Raw genomic sequence first — 20,117 nt, forward strand, 5'->3', positions numbered from 1 at the left:
ATGGGCGAATCATGACACGCCACCCGGTAATTGAAAATTGATGCTTTGAATCGCAGCCATAGTAGCCGGCCATCATGTTCTGAGGCGGCTTAGCTCACGCTCCAGAACCTGCACCTCATTGTCCAGGGCCTGACCACTGCCCTTAACGCGACCCGCCAGCTCCCTTAGATCGTTGGCCGCATCGCCGATGTGAGTAAGGTTGCGATTAATTTCCTCGCTCACCGAGCTTTGTTCTTCCGCTGCGGTTGCCACCTGGGTTACGTGTTCCACAATGGTTCCGATCCGGTCGACCACCGTGGCCAGGGAGTGAGCCGCCTCCTGGGTGCCGTCGACCGCCGAGGTGGCGCGATCAACGCCGCTCTGAATCACCGAGACGGCTCCGTTCACATCCTGCTTGAGGCCGTCAATCATTGTGCTGATTTCATCGGTGGATTCCCGCGTACGGGAGGCCAGCGTACGAACCTCATCGGCAACAACGGCAAATCCGCGACCCTGTTCTCCGGCCCTGGCGGCCTCAATGGCAGCGTTGAGGGCCAACAGGTTGGTCTGCTCGGCGATGCCACGAATGACATCAAGAATCCGATTGATATCCTCACTGCGATTGGCCACCTGCCCGATCGCCGTGCTGGCCTCGCCCATGTTATTGGCTACCGCACTCACACCGGTCACCGCCGATGACAGCGTATCCTGGGTAAACCGGATGCCATCCTGTGCCATACGGGCGTTGTCCGCAGCCTCGCCGGCAAATCCTGCCACCTCACCAGCTGCAGCGGACATTTCGTTCATGGCGGTCACCACGCTGTCGATGTCCTGATGCTGTCTGCCTGTCTGCTCATCGGTCTCAACCGCAATGCCGCCGACATCCCTTGCCTGTTCACGGACCTTGGCATTCACACCCTTCAGGTCATTGATCATTTCTCTCAGCCTGGCCAGGAAGGCATTGAATCCGCCAGCCAGGTCAATCAGTTCGGCATGGGTGTCGATTTCCAGTTCACGGGTCAGGTCCCCCTCGGCGCTGGCGAGGTTCTTCATGCGATCCCGGATCTCGTCCAGCGGGCGTGTCACCGAGCGCACCAGGAGCACCAGAGCCACCAGAGCAAGGACTACCACCCCGATTCCGACGAGGGTCTGGCGCGTAGCCGTAGCGGCGACTTCGTCCGACAACAGATCCGTGATTTCCGAAACGCTGGCGAGCGCAGCGTCCCGCGGCAACTCGATCAGTAGTGACCATTGTGCATCCGGCAACCGAATCTCAACGGGGTAGGCCACCGCGAGGGTTTGCCCATCATCAAAGGTGCCCTCACCCTGATGCAACTCCGAAAAGGTGTCGCCGTGCTCTGGAACCGCCTCTTGCAAAGGACGACCCAAGTATTCTTCATAGTGGCTTGAGGCAGCGATCATCCCATTCTGGCTCACCAGGGTAACCCTGGACAGACCATTGAAGAGCTCCCGGCTGACACCGGTAATGGTTTTCTGAAGTGTCGAGAGGTTGATATCCACACCGGTCACACCCGCAAACTTATCACCGTCCATAATGGGTACGACCAGGCTGGTCATGAGCTCAGAATAGCCTTCACTGATTTCGTACTCGTAAGGCTCCATAATGCATGGCTGTCCGGTATCTCTTGAGCAGAGATACCATTCCGCTTCACGGATTCCGTATTCGTTTCTACCGTCGAGGTACTTCACGGAAGGATCTTCCGTTCGGCTGAACACAACGTTGCCGTCCGGGTCGCGGTAATAGTAAATTTCCAGCGTTCCTTCGTCGCTGCTGTGCTCTTCAACTCCGCCAGTAAAGTAGCGGTCCTGGCCATCATAGCCATCGGGCTCAAACTGGGCGTAAATCGAACTCAGGCTTTTCTGCTCCTCCAGAACCGCGCCGACAGTCTCCTGCAGTGCTGAACGGCTGATACGCCCGGAACTGTCAGACTCGATATTGCGGACAATGACATCGCTCACGACTTCCGGGGTCCTGAAGGCGGTCGCAAACTGACCACTGACCAACTCGCCATATTTGCCGGCAGTTGCGCCGAGCTGATCCATCACAATACCTTGCACCGTATCCCGGGTCTCGGCCGTCAGCCTCTCTTCCATGTCTCCGAGGGATAGCTGTGCGGTGACCACGATGCTGATACCCATAATCAGGAGCAGGGACACAACGAGGGCATAGAGCTTGAAGCGAAGCGATAACTGTTTCATCGTAAGGGCGGACCTGCGGAGTATTGGGGGTTCATTTCATCTTAAAGCACGGAGGGGCCGGTGGCCTACCTGACGCTATTTCTGACCGCGTTCGCTGCCGCCACGCTGCTGCCCGCCTACTCGGAAGTGCTGCTCGGTACCCTGATAACCCAGGGTTACTCCTGGTGGTGGCTGTGGTTCTGGGCAACGCTGGGTAACACGTTGGGCTCGGTCGTTAATGGTGTTATCGGCCGGCAGGTGGATCGCTTTAAGCATAAACGCTGGTTTCCGATCAGCGAGATGCAACTGCACAAGGCGCGGAACCGCTTTAACCGTTATGGCCAGTGGTCACTGCTGATGGGTTGGTTGCCCCTGGGGGGCGACGCGCTGACCCTGGTTGGCGGGATCATGCGCGTACCCTGGCTCAACTTTGTCATCCTGGTGGGTATCGGCAAGGGCGCCCGCTACGCCTTTGTGCTCTGGCTTGTGGCAGAGGCGTCCGGTGCATCGCCACCCTCACCGTAGAGGTATTTCCTGAGCAGCGGCTCGCCGTTGAATTCGGAATTCAACACTGCGACAAAGGTGTAGACCCCGATCAGTTTTCGGTTGAGGAACACAAACTCCTTGGGAGGCACCCGGAAATAGCGACTGATGGCCGACCGGGCCGCCTGACGCGCAACGCGGGAAGGCAATTCACTCTGTTTCCAACGATACTGGCCGTGGCTGTTCACCGCATAGTCTGGCCAGGATTCCTTGTCGCTGGAAAGAGGTTCAAGCACCGACATACAGACCTGGCCAAACTTCTCCAGCACTTCTTCGGGCCACTCGGTACTCATGAAACGCAACTTCACACCGCCATCAATCACCGCTTGGAGATCGTTCTCGTAGGAGGCCCTGATCATCTGGATAACCGGCTTGAGAAAGTCGTCCGAGTAGGCCTGCACAGCGCCGAAATCGAGCAGGACGATGCGGTCGTAACCCGGATCGTCGCCTTCTTCGCCGGCGATCCGGATGCGGTAATTGCCGAAATTTGGATCAGTCTGTATTTCACCCCAAACGAACAGCTCCCGGAAAAACAGCTCAAGGGCGGCCTTGCCAAGGGCGCTTCGACGCTCCAGCGAAAGATCCCTGACCGGTTGGGAACTGACCGAATGGCCGTGTTCGTAGGTCGAGCAAATAACGTGTTCGGTTGAGAATTCGGGCAGGACCCTGGGCACGATGAACCTCGGATCCGACGCCAGCATGTTGCGGAATTTTTCGGTGGTTTCTGCCTCCAGGCGGTAATCCACTTCCCGATGCATCATCTGCCGGACTTCTTCCAGCCAATCATTGAACTCCGGGCCGAAACTGACCAACCTCGCCACCCGCAACAGCTGGGCGACGGCATTCAGATCGCTATCTACCGCATCGGCAACACCGGGGTACTGCACCTTCAGGACCAGCTCCAGGCCATCGCTACGGCGCCATGCCCGATGTACCTGGCCAAGCGAAGCAGCTCCAATCGGTTCGGGCTCAACATCCAGTTGATCCAGGCGTTCAGCGCCCAGCTCGTCTTTCAGTACACGCTCAATGGCAGGCCATTCCAGTGAAGTGGTCTGGTCTTCCAGAGTATGCAGTGCTTCGGTAACTTCCTCCGGCAGGAAATGCTCGCCGTACAGGGCCATGACCTGGCCGATCTTGACCACGCTGCCCTTCAGCTTGCCCAGTTCATCCACCAGGAACCGCGCTTGGCTCGAAAGCATGGCGCGGTGGCGTTTTTCCCGATTTTCGCGGCTGCTGAACCAGTTGGTCGCCATATGGGACGCCATGCGGGTACCTGCGAACAGCCCGGCACGGGTCAGGCTCAGCCTGCGCTCGAAACTGCCTGTCTTGATGCGGGAAACCGAATTTCCTGAACGTCTGGAAGACATAGTGACCTGTTCGGATCAGAGAATTTCACCACGTTTGGCGGCTAATACCATTATACGGATAGTCAGGGGAGCTGACCTAACCGAGTCGACCGGCTTGCTGCGGCCACGGGGCCAATGCGCCAACACCCTGGCCGGTTTAAATCTGAACAACCGGATCATTTACGTTTCGACACAGTTTCTGGCAGGAAACCGGTCTACTATTTCTTCATACGTAAGGTCCAATAACGACTATCACAACAACAAGATCTGAACATGTCGCAATCCGCAAGAAAAACGCCGGACCCGGAACTGTCTCAATTCCGGGTCAAGGGCGAGATTCCTGTCCCGATTCTGATCAACTGGTTGACCGCCGTTGCCGTTCCCCTTCTGTTTTTCTTTGCCTGGCGCTCGAGCCTGCAGAACGATCCGATTACGCCGCCCTTGCTGATTGGCTTCGCCGTCCTTCTGGCGGTCAATTCTGCGACCTATCTGCTTTCCGGCAACAAAACTCTGCAACGAAGGGGATTTATTGCACTGATCACGGTGCTTTTCACCTATCTGGCCATCTACGCCGTGGAGGACGGTTCTGCCATTATCTGGCTGTTCGCCTATCCCCCCATTATTTTCTATATCAGCGAGTCCCGGGTTGGCGTTCTCGCCTGCGGCGGCGGGTTCGCGGCCGTCATTTTTCTGTTCAGCCCGCTGGGAGACTTCCTGTTTGAGCCTCCACACAGCACCAGTTTCCGAATAACCATGGTGGCGGTGCTGGGCTTCGAAATGGTTACCTGCTACATCCTTGACCAGAGCCGTCGGCGAAGCAAGCTGGGCCTCCTGAAACTGGCTGCGGAATTCGAGTATGCCGCCAAGCATGATGCCCTGACTGGCCTTGCCAATCGACGGGAAGCCCTCGAGCAGCTCGATATCGAGTATCAACGCTACCTTCGCAACGCCCGGACCTTTTCTGTGCTTCTAATGGATATCGATCTGTTCAAGAGCGTTAACGATAACTACGGGCATCACGTGGGAGACGAGTTGATCATCCTGGTTGCCAGAACCCTGAGAGAGCAATGCCGCAAGGTTGACACCCTGGCCCGATGGGGCGGCGAGGAATACCTGGTGCTGCTGCCGGAAACCAACACCGAGGAGGCCATGTCGTCTGCCAACCGGGTCCGGGAAGCCTTTGCCGCCAAATCCTTCAGCACGGAGCAGGGCCAGGTTCAGGCCACAATCAGTGTGGGAGTGGCATCGATCCGAGGGTCCGAATCCATCGACCGCCTGCTGCAGCGGTCAGATGAAGCTCTGTATCGAGCCAAATCCGAGGGGCGTAACCGCGCGTGCGGTTACGAAAATGAAGCCGCCGCCTGAACTACCAACCCTCGCAGAACTCGACGTCCTGATGGGCCAGGCCACTGACAAGCTGCTCCGACAGTCGCTGCTGAACCTCGGACAGGGTTACACCCGGAACAAAATCCCGCACCTGGCACATGGCCATGCCGGCGTAGCCACAGGGGTTGATGCGCTGGAAGGGCTCCATGTCCATATCCACATTCAACGCCAGCCCGTGAAAAGAGCAGCCCCGGCGAACCCGGAGGCCGAGGGAGGCAATTTTGGCATCACCCACGTAAACGCCGGGCGCATCGGGCCTGGGCGCAGCCTCAACGCCTAAACCTGCAAGGGTTCGGACAATGGCCTGCTCAATCTCATCTACCAGGGACCGCACACCCAGCTTTTTACGGGTCAGGTTGATCATCAGGTAAATCACCAGCTGCCCGGGGCCGTGATAGGTTACCTGCCCGCCCCGATCAACCGGGATCACCGGAATATCGCCCGGGGCGAGGATGTGCTCTGCCTTGCCTGCCTGTCCCTGGGTATAAACCCGGGGATGTTCAAGACACCAGAGCTCGTCCGCCACGCTGTCGTCTCGCTCGGCCGTGAACGACTTCATGGCTTCCCAGGTTTCCAGGTAAGACTGCTCCCCCAGGGATCGGACAATCAGGTCAGGCATCGGGCTCAGAGCACCATGTGCACGCGGCCACTGGCCTTGAGATCTTCGAACAGGGCTTTCAGCTGTTCCTCTCCGGTAGCTACGATCTTGAGCTGGACCGAGGAGAACCGGCCTTTGCTGCTGTCGTTAACTGTGATGTCGGTTTCGCAGATTCCGGGCGCGTGCTGCTCCACGACCTCAACCACGAACTCGGTGAAATCCGGCGCCGCATTGCCGATCACCTTGATCACGTAGTCGCAAGGAAACTCAATTTTTGGTGCTTTCGGCTTGCTCATGCCGTTTTACTCCCCGGGATCAACATCACCCTACTGAAATAACTGAACGAAAAAGAGCTTGATGGCGTCCCAGATGCGTTTGAAGAACCCGCCCTCGGGAACCTCAGTCAGGGCCAACACCGGCTGATCAACCAGCACTTCTCCGTTGTAGGACACCTTGACCCGTCCCAACTCGTCTCCGACCTTGATGGGTGCTTTAATGACAGAATCAAGGTCTACCGTGGACTCAAGATCGTTCCGGGAACCACGGGGAATGGTGACAAAGACGTCTTCCGTCATACCGACGGAGAGCTGGTCTGCCTGACCGCCCCAGACACGGGCTTCGATCAGTTCCTGGCCAGACCGGAACAAACGCTCACTCTCATAGTAGCGAAAACCGAAGTTCAGCATCTTCTGGATTTCCTGAGCCCGTGCTTCTGAGCTGTTGGTACCCATGACTACGGCAATGAAGCGGGTGTCATTTCGCTTGGCAGAGGCAACCAGACAGTAACCTGCCTCCTCGGTATGACCGGTCTTCAGGCCATCGACGCTGTCGTCACGCCAGAGCAGGCTGTTACGGTTCGGCTGGCGGATATTGTTGTAGGTAAAGTGCTTTTCTGCATACAGGGGGTAGTTTTCCGGGTAATCATTGATGATCGCCTGGGCCAGCATGGCCAGATCATACGCCGTTGAAAAGTGGTCCGGCGACGGCAGGCCGGTGGCATTTACGAAATTGGTATCTTTCATCCCCAGCAACTCGGCCTGCTGGTTCATGATATCGACAAAAGCACCTTCACTGCCGGCGACGAATTCCGCCAGAGCCACAGAGGCATCATTGCCCGACTGAATGATCACCCCTCGGAGCAGATCCTCCACCGACACCTGAGTACCTTCCCGGACGAAAGTCCGGGAGCCTTCGGTCTTCCAGGCATTAACACTGATCGGAACCATGTCCGACATGGCGATGCGCCCCTCATCCAGCTCTCGCTCGACGATATAGGCTGTCATCATTTTGGTCAGACTGGCCGGAGGTAAACGCTCGTGGCTATTCTCCTCCATGATGATTCGTCCGCTCCTGGGATCCATCAGAATGTAGGAGCTGCCCGCAATCTGGGGCGGCGACGGAATCAGTACAGACTGGGACATCGCCTTGCCTGTCAACGCAAGCATCAGCACAAAGACAACGGATAGGGTTCGAAAAGCAGAGTTTAAGGCCATGGGTCCATTCATTCGTCGTTAAGTGTGTTTCTTATGTAGGTGTCTTATTCGCCGTGCTCAGTGCGTATCGGTCAGCAGAATGGACTGATCGAAACCACGGTCTTCCAGCAGGCTCTGGGTGCGCCTGGCACTGTCTTCATCACTGAACGGGCCCACCTGGACCCGATGAAAGCGCCCTGAAGATGTATCAACCGCGCGCACCCGCATCGGATTTTCCAGCACCGCCCTTGCCCGACTGAGCAACTTTTCGGCCGGGTCCCGGCTGCTGAAGGAACCCAGCTGCACGAACAATGACCGGTTTGTCATCGCCATGTCACCGCTTGCCTTCACACGGCTTTCAGCGTATCCGGCCGAGTCTCCGGGGGAATAAGGCTCACCGGCAATGAACATAGCGCCGTCTGATCTGACCGTAATAGCGGCGACTTCGACCCGCGCTGTGCCCCGAGACTGGTAACCCAGCTTCTTGGCAGCGGCGTAGGACAGGTCGATGATTCTGTCGCCGTGAAAGGGCCCGCGGTCGTTGACCCGGACAATCACCGAGCGGCCATTATCAAGATTCGTTACCCTGGCATAACCGGGGATCCGCAGGGATTTGTGCGCCGCGGACATGGTATACATGTCAAAGGTTTCGCCGTTGGAGGTCTTGTGGCCATGGAACTTCTCGCCGTACCAGCTCGCCGTGCCGCGGGCAACATAGCCGTCGTTGCTGTCGAGCACTTGGTACTGCTTGCCCCAGACCTTGTAGGGCGATTTATTGCCCGCCCGTCGGGGAGCCTCGTAAACCGGCACCGCATCGTCAAGCCCGGAGACATCGAAGTTGCCCGAAGGCGCCCTATCGGTCGCCAGGGTATAGCGTGACGAATGATCCGTTTCCGGAGCTGACGCACAGCCGCCGAGTATCAGCGACGCCACAACCGTCAACAGGAGAGAGAATGAGGGTTTGCAGTTCACTGTCCGGAGTTCCTCTTAACTACACTGGCGACCGCCATCAGGTATCCGGCGGCCTGGCTACCATTGTAACGGGTTCTACACCGGAATCACCATTACCCGACCGCCATGGTTCAATTGACACGGTCATGCGCCAATCATTCGCCGGTGCGTATGTATCGACATCAGAACGCCGAACGCCGCCATCAGCGTGACCCCTGAGGTTCCACCATAGCTGATCAGCGGCAATGGCACACCAACCACGGGTAAAAGTCCACTTACCATCCCGACATTCACGAAAATGTAGATAAAGAATGTCATGGTGAGCGCGCCGGCCAGAAGACGACTGAAAGAATCCTGGGCCGTGGCAGCAATGTACAGGCATCGCAGGATAATCAGGACATACACTGCCATCAGCATCAGCATACCCACAAACCCGAACTCCTCCGCAAGTACCGCTACGATGAAGTCGGTATGGCTCTCCGGAAGAAACTCGAGGTGTGACTGGGTCCCTTGCAGCCAGCCTTTCCCATCCACGCCCCCGGAACCAATAGCCGTCTTGGACTGGATGATGTTCCAACCGGCACCCAGGGGATCACTTTGCGGGTCCAGCAGTGTCAGTACCCGCTGTTTCTGATAATCCCTCATGACGAAGAACCACATCAACGGAGCCGACACGGACACCATGGCCACGAATGCGGTGATCAGTTTCCAGCTGATTCCGGCGAAAAACACCACGAAGATGCCGGCCATACCCACCAGCAAGGAGGTCCCCAGATCTGGCTGCTGCATGATCATGACCATGGGCACCAGAACAATGGCCAGCCCGACGGCCACATGCCGGAACCTGGGCGGCAGGAAATGCCTGGACAGATACCAGGCCGCCATCATGGGAACCACCAGTTTCATCAACTCCGAGGGTTGAAAACGGGGCAGCCCCGGTATCGCCAGCCAACGTTGAGCGCCCTTGGCACCAACGCCAACCAGCATGACCGCAATCAGTGCAACAATGCCGGCCGCATATAACCACGGGGCCCAACGACGGAACACCGAGGGATCAAGCTGGGCAAACACCAGCATGACCACAAATGCCACGCCCAGGCGTATGCCCTGGGCCTTGACCACCTCGAAGTTCCGGTCGGCACCGCTATAGAGCACAAACAAACCTCCGGAAACCAGCAGGAGTAGCAGCAGTAAGAGAATCGGATCCAGATGCAGCGCGGTCCAGATACTCCGATGCCGGCCAAGAGGGTTGCTGGCCGTTGAATCCAGTAACTCCTTGAATGCCATCAGTCAGCCACCTCGTCAACGCCGCTGACCAGTGCGCCACCCGACTGACCATACTCAAGTAGCCAGGAGTCAAACAGGGCGCGCGCCACCGGTGCCGCGGTACCACTCCCGCTGCCGCCATTTTCGACGATCACTGCAACGGCAATTTGTGGGTTATCCACCGGTGCAAAGCCAACGAAAAGCGCGTGATCGCGAAGCCGCTCACGGATCTCCTCTTCATCATATTCCTCATCCTCGGCCAGACTGAATACCTGGGCGGTTCCTGTCTTACCCGCCATCTGGTACGACGCACCACGGCCCGCTCCCCGGGCGGTGCCTTTGGGCCCGTGCATGACCTCAACCATGGTCTCCACCACGTATTCCCAGTCATCCGGGTTCTTCAGGGCAAGCGGCTCGTGGGTCTCGGCGGGCAGGAACTCCTCGACCGGGCGATCCCCTTTGATGTCCTTCAGCAATCTCGGCTCAACCCACTCGCCCCGGTTGGCAATAAGGGCTGTCGCCGTTGCCAACTGCAGTGGTGTTGCAAGCATGAATCCCTGACCGATACCCAGGTTCACAGAGTCCCCCGGATACCAGGGCTCGTTCTTGACCGCCCTTTTCCAATCCTTGGAAGGGAGCAAACCGCTCAGGGCACCGGCGACATCGAGGGTCGCGTCCTCACCGAAACCAAAATGAGCCAGGTAGCTGTGCATGGTATCCACGCCCATCTCGACCGCGGCTTCGTAAAAATAGACATCGCACGATTCGGCCACGGCATCCTTCAGGTCGACCCAGCCATGTCCCGTTCGCTTCCAGTCGCGCCAGACCCGACCGCTTTGATTCAGGCGGAAATGACCGGGATCCCAGATGGTGTAATCCCGAGTCGTCGCACCGCTGTCCAGGGCAGCAACTGCGAGCATAGGTTTGAGTGTGGAACCAGGCGGGTATTGGCCTCGCAAGGCCCGATTGAACAGGGGCTTGTCCTTGCTATCGCTCAGCTCCCGGTAGTCATTGACGCTGATACCGGTAACGAATTTATTGGCGTCAAACCCCGGCACACTGGCCAGTGCAAGAATGCCGCCGGTATCGGGCTCAATAGCAATGATGGCGCCACGGCGACCATCCAGAAGTTCGTGAGCGCGCTGCTGCAGTCTCAGATCCAGATGTAGCTGAAGATCCTCCCCGGGCACCGGGTTCTCGCGTTCAAGGACCCTGAGAGTCCGGCCCCGAGCGTTGGTTTCAACATGCTGATAGCCGACCTCACCGTGCAGGATCTCCTCATAGAAGCGCTCGATGCCCGACTTGCCAATGTAGTTGGTGCCCGCATAGTTAACCGGATCGATCCGCTGCAACTCATCCCGGTTGATGCGCCCGACAAAGCCCAGGGCATGAGCCGTCAGTTCACTGTGCGGATAGAAACGGACCAGCTCGGCCTTGACTTCCACCCCAGGCAGCTCATGGCGATGCACCGCGAGGCGGGCCATTTCCTGTTCATCAAGGTCGTAGCGAAGGGGAATCTCCTGGAATGGACGACGGGGTTCCTGAAGCCGGCGCTGGAAACGTTCCCGATCTTCTTCAGAGATTTCCAGGATACTGTCAAGCTGAGCCAGGGTATCGTCCATGCCCTGAACCCGCTCGGGCACAAGCGTCACACTGAAAACGGGCCGGTTTTCCGCCAGCAGTGTGTCATTGCGGTCGTAAACCAGTCCTCGTGGGGGCGGTACAGACTGGACCTGCACGCGGTTCTTGTCTGAGAGAGTCGTGTATATCTCATGCTCGACGACCTGAAGCTGGTACATCCGCGCAATCAGGCCGCCAACGGCCAGCATCACTATCACCAGCATCACCAGAGTCCGGCGCTGGAAGAGCCGGCGTTCTGCAGCCGTATCCTTGAACTCACCCCATGGCATGGCTAACCCCTAGGCCCGGTGATACGGGTGATTGCGAGTGATCGACCAGGCCCGGTACAACTGTTCAGCCAGAACAATACGTACCAGTGGGTGAGGCAAAGTGAGCGGCGATAACGACCATTGCTGGTCTGCCCGCTTGCGGCAATCGTCGGCCAGCCCATCGGGGCCACCCACCAAAAAGCTCACATCGCGGCCATCCTGTTGCCAGTTTTCCAGTTGAGCCGCGAGTTTTTCGGTCGACCAGGGTCGCCCGCCAACCTCCAGGGCGATCACGCGATCTTTCGAACCTGTGGCCGCCAGGATAGCGTCGCTTTCTCGCTGCATCAGTCTGGGAATGTCGGGATTCTTGCCCCGGTGGGCGACGGGAATTTCAACCAGTTCCACGGGCAGCTCCTGCGGCATGCGGCGGGCGTAATCTCCGAATCCGGTACTGACCCAGTCGGGCATTTTTTGCCCCACACAGATCAGGCGTAACCGCATGATTATTCGCTGCCCGCAACACCAAGATCCGGAGCATCGCGCCAGAAGCGCTCCAGATCGTAAAACTCCCGTGTGGCAGGCATCATCACGTGAACAACCACATCGCCCAAATCCACAAGAATCCAGTCGCTGACGCCAGCACCTTCAACATTGCTGGCACGCACACCCTGCTCTTTGGCTTCGACAACCACAGAGTCTGCGAGAGATTTTACATGTCGGTTGGACGTTCCGGATGCCAGAACCATGAAGTCGGTGACACTGGTGCGGTCACGGACATCGATCACGCTGATGTCCTGTGCTTTCACATCTTCAAGCGCATTAATTACCAGATCTTTCAGTTGCTCTGCCTGCATAATTACCCTGTTGGACGGGCGTTTGCCGGAATGGCCGCCCGAAATGTCATATTCAGACGCGATTGTAGCACTAAAAGTTCCCGTCGGGGCATGCACCATAAAGCCCCTGACGGCGAATTTCTGCCCAGACCAGGTCGGGCATCAGGTAGCGGGGGGAGCGGCCATCACCAATGCGTTCCCGTATGCCGGTAGCAGATATATCCAGAAGCGGCGGATCCAGCTCAAGAAAGTGGCCGGAGGGCCTATCGTACAAGGCCTCAGGACCTCCCACGCCTCGTTCCGCCAGCAGCCGGGCCGGTTCCCCTGAAGGATCCAAGGGTGGGCCGGGCCGACGGACCACCACCACGTGGGCCAGTTCCGGGATCTGCTGCCACTCCCGCCAGCGGTCGAAACCCGCGAATGCGTCGGTGCCAACCACCATGACCAGAGGCTCATCCGGCCCAAGCTCAGCCCGGAGTTGACGCAAGGTATCGGCAGAAAAGGATGCCCCCTCTCGTGCCAGTTCCCGGTCGTCAATCCGTAACTGGGGCTGGTTGGCCACCGCCAGCCTCAGCAGCTTCAGGCGCTGGCTAGAGGAAGCCCCGGTCTGTCCCCGATGCGGCGGAATATGACAGGGCACCAGGCTGACGCAGCCCACGCCGAGACGGTCACTGATTTCAAGGGCCAGCCTGAGGTGGCCATGATGCACCGGATCAAAGGTTCCGCCGTAAACCACATGCATGGGCATCAGGTCCGGATGTGCCCGTCACCGAAGACCACATACTTCTGGGATGTGAGACCCTCGAGCCCCACCGGACCCCGCGCGTGGATCTTGTCGGTGGAAATGCCGATTTCAGCCCCCAGGCCATACTCGAACCCATCGGCAAAGCGCGTTGAGGCATTGACCATCACCGAACTGGAATCCACTTCGGTGATGAACCGACGGGCCCGGGTGTAGTTCTCGGTGATGATGCTGTCAGTGTGCTGGGAACTGTAACGGTTGATATGGGCAATGGCCCCATCCAATCCGTCAACCACACGCACCGCCAGCACCGGAGCCAGGTATTCGGCCTCCCAATCTGCCTCGGTGGCTTCCGCCATGCCTTCTACAATGGCCCGGGTCTGTTCACAGCCTCGCAGTTCCACGCCCTTTTCAATAAAAGCAGAGGCCAGCAGAGGCAGGATATCCTCGGCGATCTCGGCATCGACCAGCAGGGTTTCCATGGTGTTGCAGGTCCCATACCGGTGGGTTTTAGCGTTGATCGCGACCCTCAGCGCCTTTTCCGGATCGGCATGGCTATCGATGTAGACATGGCAGACGCCATCGAGGTGTTTAATAACAGGCACCCGGGCGTCACGGCTGATACGCTCGATCAGACCCTTGCCGCCCCTGGGTACAATCACATCAACATAGTCCGGCATGGTGATCAACTCACCCACGGCCGCGCGATCTGTTGTCTTGATCACCTGCACCGCATTCTCGGGCAGCCCCGCTTGCGCCAAACCCTCGGAAATGCAGCGCGCAATGGCCTGGTTGGAATGGATCGATTCGGAGCCACCCCGAAGAATGGTCGCATTGCCCGACTTGAGACACAGACTGGCGGCCTCAACAGTCACGTTAGGGCGGGACTCGTAGATAATACCGATGACCCCAAGCGGAACACGCATCTTGCCTACCTGAATGCCAGAGGGGCGGTAAGCCAGGTCGGTAACGGCACCGATAGGGTCAGGCAACGACGCCACCTGGCGCAGGCCCTCAATCATGGTGTCGATTCGCTGCGAGGTAAGCTCCAGCCGGTCCAGCATCGCCGCATCCAGGCCATTTTCACGGCCACGCTGCAGATCCTTGCCATTGGCCAGGGACAGCTCTTCCCGGGCCGCATCCAAAGCCTCTGCCATCGCCAATAGCGCCTGATTACGCACGGCTGTGGTCGAACGCGCCACTCCGGTTGCCGCTGCTCGGGCCTGCTGTCCAACCTCAGCCATGTACGCTGCAATATCCATTCAAATACCTTTCTGTTTTCAAGCGGAATCAGGAATAAGAGCCTAACTTTACCTTTCCCGTTTCAAGTACGCATCCCAAACAGATATTATACCGCAGCGATACACTATACTCGGAACCGTAATGGCTCCCCGTGGAAGGTTTTTTCGGGGAGTTCAGGAAAAGGAAGGACACCATGGCCCAGATGGCCGAAAAATTCCTGTTAAGCAAGTTGTCGCGGGCAGGCTTCGTGGCCCTGATCGCCATTGCGACCCTCTGCGCCCTACTGGGAGAACCCATGGTTGCGGCAGCTTCGGCTGCAGCCTCAGGTATAGTGATTGCTGGCAAGACCTTCCACCCCAACCGGATGAATCAGCCCTGGCCCCGGGTTCAGCAAGCTTTCTTTGTCATTCTTCTGCTGATTCTTCTGGCCAGCTTCTGGACCGGCCCCTGGATCCTGAGCCACTGGCTCTATGCGCTTCCTCTGGTCGCCTTCGCACTGGTCCCGCCCGCGGCAGCAGCACTGGTGACCCTGGTTATCGCTGTTCTGGCGATGATCGCGACACAATGGGCTGTCGGCCTTGCTGACCGCCACCAGATGATCAGTGCCTTTCTGCTCACCCTGCTGCTCTCGGCCCTACTGGTATTCCTGCGTGGCTATAAGGCCCGCCAACTGGCTCCGTTGCGCCGGACCGATGAACTCACACAGGCCGCCAGCCGGGAATACCTTTCCGCCGACCTTCACAAGGAAATCCAGCGCAGCGAACGGGAAGGCACAGATATGTCGATCATCATGATCGGGCTGGACACCCACCTGAGTGACGACGAACCAGATGAGGATATTCGCTCGATACTTCCACGCATTGGTCGCTACCTGCACTCCCAGATCCGTGATTTCGACACCTACTACCGGGTTGCCGATCTGCAGTTTCTGGTGATACTGCCGGGCATTGCCACCAGCGACGCCATCGCTCGCGCCGAGACTATCCGCAAGGGCCTGGCAACGCTTCTGGAATCCCACGGAATGAATCTGACCATCAGCACCGGAATCGCCGGACTGAATATCGGTGACGATGCCAACAGTCTGCAGCAGAGCGCAGCAAACGCTTTGCGACGGGCCCAGCAGCAGGGCGGCAACCGGAGCCAGGCCTACAGTTCGTGGTCACAGCCGGCACAACCGAGCCAACCGCAGGCACAGGGACCGGTATCATGACAGAGACCCGCCTCAGAACCTGGACCCACGCCTTTGGCTACGGCATCGCCTGCCTGTTCATTTTCACCCTGGCCATGCAAAACCTCCGCTATGGCTTTTACGAACTGTTTTACCTGGCCTCCGGGATGGCCATTCTGACCCTGGCAGGCGCCATTTACACCATTATCTGCCGCCGGCATCAGCTGTCCGCACCCGGGCACCTGGTCATCCTCTCCGGTCTGAACAGCGGCATGCTGGCAGCACTCCTGACCATGGATGCACCCGGCATCAGCCACTGGGCGATGCCCCTGCTTGTTCTGAATCTGCTTATCCTGCCCCTGCGCCAGGGTGTCGGCCTCTCCCTTTTGCTGCTGATACCCATGTCGATCATCCTTTTCCTGGAACAGGCGCCGGCTGACGCCATCACCATCGCCGCGGGGCTTTTCAGTCTTCTGGCGGTTGCAGCCCTGTACATCTGGCACTATGACCACATGGCCCAGTCGGCAGAGGATCTTGCCATTACCGATCCGGTGACCGGTGCTCACAATGCCCGTTTCCTGGACGAAACCCTGCAGAAAGAGATCAGCCGGGCCATCGCTACCGGGCATTGCCTCTCCGTGATCGACCTGAGTATTGATTACGCGGATGAAGTGGCCGACCTCCACGGCAGGGATCAAGTTCAGGGCCTGTTCCGGGATATGACCGAACACCTCTTCGGCGTGATTCGTGCCGGCGATACCCTGTATACCCTGAAAGATTCCGAGTTTTTCCTGATCCTGCCGTTTACGCCGGAAGAAGGCGTTAGAGTGATTGCCGAACGGATTCGCCGTACCATCGCAGAACACCATTGGCCGGTGGTTGGCAAAGCAACCGTAAGCCTGGGCTGCACCACCCGGGGCAGCGGCGATACCCGGACCGACACACTCAGGAAGCGAGCCCACCAGGCCATGGAGGAAGCTCGCAGACGGGGTACTGATTCGGTCTGGTTCAGCCCGGGAGAAACCATCGAAACATGAGTAGTGCCTGGCTGAACGACCTGTCGGCATGGCTGAGCCTTCATCCCGGCTGGCTGGCAGCGGCCCTGTTTTCGACCGCATTCATCGAATCCCTGGCGATAGCCGGCATTATAGTCCCAGGTGTCGCCGTCCTGTTTGCCGTAGCCGTATTGGCCGGTGAGACCGGCATGGCGTTGCCGGAAGCACTACTCTGGGCGGGTCTGGGCGCCATTGCTGGCGACACGGCAAGTTTTGGCCTTGGGCGGCTGCTTCAAGGTCGCCTGACAACGGTCTGGCCGCTGAGCCGTTACCCGAAAATCATCTTCACCGGAGAGCGCTTTTTTAACCGTCACGGCGGTAAAAGCGTGATCATCGGGCGCTTTGTCGGGCCGGTGCGCCCCGTCATCCCCCTGGTCGCTGGGGCCCTGATGATGTCCTGGCGGCGCTTTCTGGCTTTCAACATCGGTTCGGCCATCGCCTGGGCACCGGTCTATATTTTCCCCGGGTTTCTTGTGGGCAGTGCCTTGGCCAGCGACATCAGGCCGCCAGCACACTTCTATGCGGTGATCGGCATCAGCCTCGCTGCTCTGACCGTGGTCTATTTCGTCCTTTTGCGCTTTCAACTGGGGCTCGGTGAGAACAGCCGTTTCTACCGCTGGCTGAAGCAATGGATGGCGCAATACGAGGCCACGAACAGGTTCTGGCGTCTTTACACCAATCAGCGTCCCGCCCGGGAGGGTGAGTTTCCACTGGCCTCACTCATGCTCGCTCTGGGCGCTTCCGCGCTGTTGCTGATCTGGGGACAGCTGGCAACAGCAACGAATCTGCTGGATGGATTCGACCAGGCCACTCTTCATTGGTTCGAGCAGCTTCGACAGCCCCTGCTGGACGGCCCCTTCATTGCCATAACGCTGCTTGGCGACGCGCCGGTATTGATGGCCGCCGGGGCCCTGGCCTGCGCAGCACTGCTGTTCCGGGGTTATTATGCCGCGGCCGTCCATATTCTGATTGCCGTCGTCGTGACGGTTATTCTGGTCTGGGGCCTGAAGTCCTTGCTCGGCGTCCCCCGGCCGGACGAAGTCATTGGGCCGCCCGATTCCGGCGCCTTCCCCAGCGGTCACACGGCAGGTATTACCCTGCTGGTCACCCTGCTGGCAAGCTTTGCTGCCGGAGAAAGCCGGCACCGCAAGCGCTGGCAATCCTATGTGCTGCTGTCTCTTCCACTGGTGCCGGTGGCTCTGAGTCGGCTTTACCTGGGGGTTCACTGGTTCACGGACGTGATCGGGGGGCTGCTGCTTGCACTGGCTGTCACCGGAGCGGTGCGGGCCAGCTACAGCCGTTACGACAAAGTACCGCTGGCACCGGATATAGCTATTGTGGCTGCAGCGGTCATCTGGTTGGTCATTGCAGTCGGGTATATCGCGTTGTCATGGGACCAGGCGGTCATCAATTTCCGGCCCCTGGGTTAAGGGTATTAGAGCCTAGCCTTCCTCCAACGCTTCCAGAAGTCCCTGAAGCCTGCTGAGCCGCTCCAGTGGATCCTGTAACTCCACCAGCTTCTGTTTCTCCTGCTTGTCCAGGGGCAGCAGTTCCGTTAGCCGCCAGCCAACATCGCGGGCATCGCCATAGTCGATGTCCATGTTCAGGTCCCGGATGACTGGATGCCGAAACAGCGCTTTAAGCACCGAAGGCAATTCGCTGAAACGCTCCGGCACCTCACTCTCTGCCTCTTCAACCAGATATTCGACATCGCCGACATTCAGCCCATCTTCCTGCTGCCAGCTGCGAACCACCGACACCTTGGACTCTCCTTCGACGGTAATTCCCAGAAGGCCGTTATCAAGCTGCTGGAAATCAATAATCCGGACATAGGTGCCAATGTCGTAGAAGGCTGCGGTGCGACCGGCCTCTCCGCCCTCCTGCAGCAGCACCACAACGAACCCGCGATCCTCCTTGAGACAACGGGTAAGCATGTCGATATAGCGCGGTTCGAACAGCTGCAAGGGGATCCTCCCCCTGGGCAGGACGATGGAATTCAGGGGGAACAGAGGTACATTCATAAGAGCAACAGTCACCGGAAAACAGACTCCACAGTTTACGCAGCCCGGACGTTCATCGGATGGCCAGCAATTGCTGAACTTCGTCGACCCGGGCCCTGGCCTCCGTCAGAAGCTGTAAACTGCGTGAGGCATTGAGTTCAAGCTCGCCCAGACGCCGATACGCCGGCACCTGGTCGAACGGGGGCAGCTCGGCATTCTGGCTGGAACCGATCATCGAATGCAATTGCGCCACAATGACCACGTCCACCAGTTGCGGCGACGTCTCACGGCATTCATAGCCCCAGTCCTCGGCGTGGCGGATCGCCTCAACAAATGCCGACGGGAACGACCAGTTTTCCAGTACCGCCGTGCCCACCTCCGCTCTGAGCTCGCTGATTGCGTGACTCAGATTGGCCTCATCGGCAAAGAGATTCACATGGTGCTCTGCTTGAACCAGGATCGGGACCACGCCGATATCGTGGAGTAGCCCCGCCAGCAGTGCCTCCTCCGGATTCAGTTTGGTGGCGTGGTCCGCAAGCACCCAACACAGAGCCGCCACCTCCCGGGAGTGCCGCCAGAGTTTTTCCATTTCTTTCTGCAACGACGCCTGACGGGTTTTGAATACCTCCCGCATGGAAAACACCGTCACCAACTGCCGGGTGGTACGCATACCCAGACGGACGACTGCCTCACGGACATTCCGGACATCACTGAACCCACGATACAAAGGACTGTTGCAAGCGCGCACAAGCTTGGCCGCCATGGCCGGATCCGCAGACACCGCCAGGGCCACCTGGTCCGCCGTCGACTCTTCACGATCCACCGCCCGCCGGACCTTCCAGGCCACATCCGGCACACTGGGCAGCTTCACCTGGTTTGATCTCAGCTCCGAAAGGAACTCCATCAGCAGATGGTGTTCCTCGCTCTCAATCCCGCCGCTGCCCTCACCGGAATCCATTTCAACCTGCTCCACCGGTGCCGAACGCAGCAGCTGATTCAGAATTTCCTGTTCGACAACCAGGAACTCCGAGGGTTTAACGGCCGTTACGTGGTACATCCGGGGCTGGAGCCGAGCAATCGGATTGTGCGCTTTCTCCGTCTCGGCTTCGATGATCGACTTGCGACCATCCAGGGACTCCAGCTCCACCTTGCCGGCAATCAGAAAGAAGTCGAGACCATCCCGAACACCGCGCTCCAGAACCCGCTGCCCGGGCCCATGGGTCCGACGCTCTGCTCGGCTGGCGAGCAGGACCAGCTGGTCATCCGTCAGTCGGTTCAACGGCTGAAACTCTTTAAGACGACGAAGCGGCAGGCTTTCCTGGCCAGCCATAGGCATACTCCTTGTCGATTCAAACCTGAAGAATAGTTGGCAACTCTGTTACCTATTGTAAACAGAGCCCCGGAAAACAACCATGCGCCTCGAGTCTAATCTGGTATCCTCTGTTTTT

General features: G+C 58.5%; 19 protein-coding genes. 5 read left to right on the forward strand and 14 right to left on the reverse strand.

All coding sequences use genetic code 11. The features are described from left to right. Positions 1-72: 72 nt before the first annotated feature. Positions 73-2,199 (reverse strand): methyl-accepting chemotaxis protein, encoded by a 2,127-nt coding sequence (locus FMN52_RS08120; RefSeq protein ID WP_148608150.1) that lies wholly within the window; start codon positions 2,197-2,199, stop codon positions 73-75. A 60-nt stretch (positions 2,200-2,259) separates the two neighbouring features. Here FMN52_RS08120 and FMN52_RS08125 point away from each other — a divergent pair, with 60 nt between their 5' ends. After that, complete coding sequence (locus tag FMN52_RS08125; RefSeq protein ID WP_148608151.1) at positions 2,260-2,703, forward strand: YqaA family protein; 444 nt, start codon at positions 2,260-2,262, stop codon at positions 2,701-2,703. Here FMN52_RS08125 and FMN52_RS08130 read toward each other — a convergent pair. Continuing rightward, entirely contained in the window at positions 2,643-4,088 is a 1,446-nt protein-coding gene (locus tag FMN52_RS08130) for an AarF/ABC1/UbiB kinase family protein (RefSeq protein WP_148608152.1), read from the reverse strand. The genes FMN52_RS08125 and FMN52_RS08130 overlap by 61 nt on opposite strands. 252 nt (positions 4,089-4,340) lie before the next feature. On the opposite strand from FMN52_RS08130, the gene FMN52_RS08135 reads away from it, so the two are divergent. Then, positions 4,341-5,432, forward strand: coding sequence for a GGDEF domain-containing protein (locus FMN52_RS08135; protein ID WP_148608153.1), 1,092 nt, complete (start codon positions 4,341-4,343; stop codon positions 5,430-5,432). A gap of 1 nt (position 5,433) precedes the next feature. Here FMN52_RS08135 and lipB read toward each other — a convergent pair whose 3' ends face one another. The 10 genes from lipB to FMN52_RS08185 all read right to left on the reverse strand — a co-directional run bounded on the left by lipB (position 5,434) and on the right by FMN52_RS08185 (position 14,466). Beyond that, positions 5,434-6,072 carry a lipoyl(octanoyl) transferase LipB gene (gene lipB / locus FMN52_RS08140; protein ID WP_148608154.1) on the reverse strand — a complete coding sequence of 213 codons (639 nt, stop codon included), beginning with the start codon at positions 6,070-6,072 and terminating at the stop codon, positions 5,434-5,436. Between the two features lie 5 nt (positions 6,073-6,077). Then, entirely contained in the window at positions 6,078-6,347 is a 270-nt protein-coding gene (locus tag FMN52_RS08145) for a DUF493 domain-containing protein (RefSeq protein ID WP_148608155.1), read from the reverse strand. Positions 6,348-6,377: 30 nt separating this feature from the next. Then, the gene (locus FMN52_RS08150; protein WP_148608156.1) at positions 6,378-7,544 is read right to left on the reverse strand and encodes a D-alanyl-D-alanine carboxypeptidase family protein; all 1,167 of its coding nucleotides are present in this window, start codon (positions 7,542-7,544) and stop codon (positions 6,378-6,380) included. Positions 7,545-7,601: 57 nt separating this feature from the next. Next, positions 7,602-8,495, reverse strand: a complete 894-nt coding sequence (locus FMN52_RS08155) for a septal ring lytic transglycosylase RlpA family protein (RefSeq protein WP_148608157.1) — start codon at positions 8,493-8,495, stop codon at positions 7,602-7,604. Between the two features lie 123 nt (positions 8,496-8,618). Continuing rightward, a complete protein-coding gene (gene rodA, locus FMN52_RS08160; protein ID WP_148608158.1) occupies positions 8,619-9,761 on the reverse strand; it encodes a rod shape-determining protein RodA in 1,143 nt (380 codons plus the stop codon). Further along, positions 9,761-11,650, reverse strand: coding sequence for a penicillin-binding protein 2 (mrdA, locus tag FMN52_RS08165; RefSeq protein WP_148608159.1), 1,890 nt, complete (start codon positions 11,648-11,650; stop codon positions 9,761-9,763). Before mrdA ends, rodA begins: the two co-directional genes overlap by 1 nt. 9 nt (positions 11,651-11,659) lie before the next feature. Then, a complete protein-coding gene (rlmH, locus tag FMN52_RS08170) occupies positions 11,660-12,130 on the reverse strand; it encodes a 23S rRNA (pseudouridine(1915)-N(3))-methyltransferase RlmH (RefSeq protein ID WP_148608160.1) in 471 nt (156 codons plus the stop codon). Positions 12,131-12,132: 2 nt separating this feature from the next. Beyond that, the gene (gene rsfS / locus FMN52_RS08175; protein ID WP_088829597.1) at positions 12,133-12,483 is read right to left on the reverse strand and encodes a ribosome silencing factor; all 351 of its coding nucleotides are present in this window, start codon (positions 12,481-12,483) and stop codon (positions 12,133-12,135) included. A 70-nt stretch (positions 12,484-12,553) separates the two neighbouring features. Continuing rightward, a complete protein-coding gene (gene nadD, locus FMN52_RS08180) occupies positions 12,554-13,204 on the reverse strand; it encodes a nicotinate-nucleotide adenylyltransferase (protein ID WP_148608161.1) in 651 nt (216 codons plus the stop codon). Between the two features lie 5 nt (positions 13,205-13,209). After that, positions 13,210-14,466, reverse strand: coding sequence for a glutamate-5-semialdehyde dehydrogenase (locus FMN52_RS08185; RefSeq protein WP_148608162.1), 1,257 nt, complete (start codon positions 14,464-14,466; stop codon positions 13,210-13,212). Positions 14,467-14,639: 173 nt separating this feature from the next. Between FMN52_RS08185 and FMN52_RS08190 the strand changes: the two genes are divergently transcribed. Genes FMN52_RS08190 through FMN52_RS08200 form a run of 3 tightly spaced genes read left to right on the forward strand, consistent with a single transcriptional unit; the run spans position 14,640 to position 18,099 of the window. Further along, positions 14,640-15,656 carry a GGDEF domain-containing protein gene (locus FMN52_RS08190; RefSeq protein WP_148608163.1) on the forward strand — a complete coding sequence of 339 codons (1,017 nt, stop codon included), beginning with the start codon at positions 14,640-14,642 and terminating at the stop codon, positions 15,654-15,656. Further along, complete coding sequence (locus FMN52_RS08195; RefSeq protein WP_148608164.1) at positions 15,653-16,651, forward strand: diguanylate cyclase; 999 nt, start codon at positions 15,653-15,655, stop codon at positions 16,649-16,651. The genes FMN52_RS08190 and FMN52_RS08195 overlap by 4 nt, the downstream gene beginning before the upstream one ends. Continuing rightward, positions 16,648-18,099 carry a bifunctional DedA family/phosphatase PAP2 family protein gene (locus FMN52_RS08200; protein WP_148608165.1) on the forward strand — a complete coding sequence of 484 codons (1,452 nt, stop codon included), beginning with the start codon at positions 16,648-16,650 and terminating at the stop codon, positions 18,097-18,099. The genes FMN52_RS08195 and FMN52_RS08200 overlap by 4 nt, the downstream gene beginning before the upstream one ends. Before the next feature lie 12 nt (positions 18,100-18,111). Here FMN52_RS08200 and FMN52_RS08205 read toward each other — a convergent pair whose 3' ends face one another. Together FMN52_RS08205 and FMN52_RS08210 are read right to left on the reverse strand one after the other, a co-directional pair. Then, a complete protein-coding gene (locus FMN52_RS08205; RefSeq protein WP_148608166.1) occupies positions 18,112-18,690 on the reverse strand; it encodes an LON peptidase substrate-binding domain-containing protein in 579 nt (192 codons plus the stop codon). Positions 18,691-18,742: 52 nt separating this feature from the next. Next, entirely contained in the window at positions 18,743-19,999 is a 1,257-nt protein-coding gene (locus FMN52_RS08210; protein ID WP_148608167.1) for an HDOD domain-containing protein, read from the reverse strand. Positions 20,000-20,117 lie beyond the last annotated feature (118 nt).

It is taken from the genome of Marinobacter sp. BW6 (genome assembly GCF_008107725.1).
In the GTDB taxonomy this organism is placed as follows: domain Bacteria; phylum Pseudomonadota; class Gammaproteobacteria; order Pseudomonadales; family Oleiphilaceae; genus Marinobacter.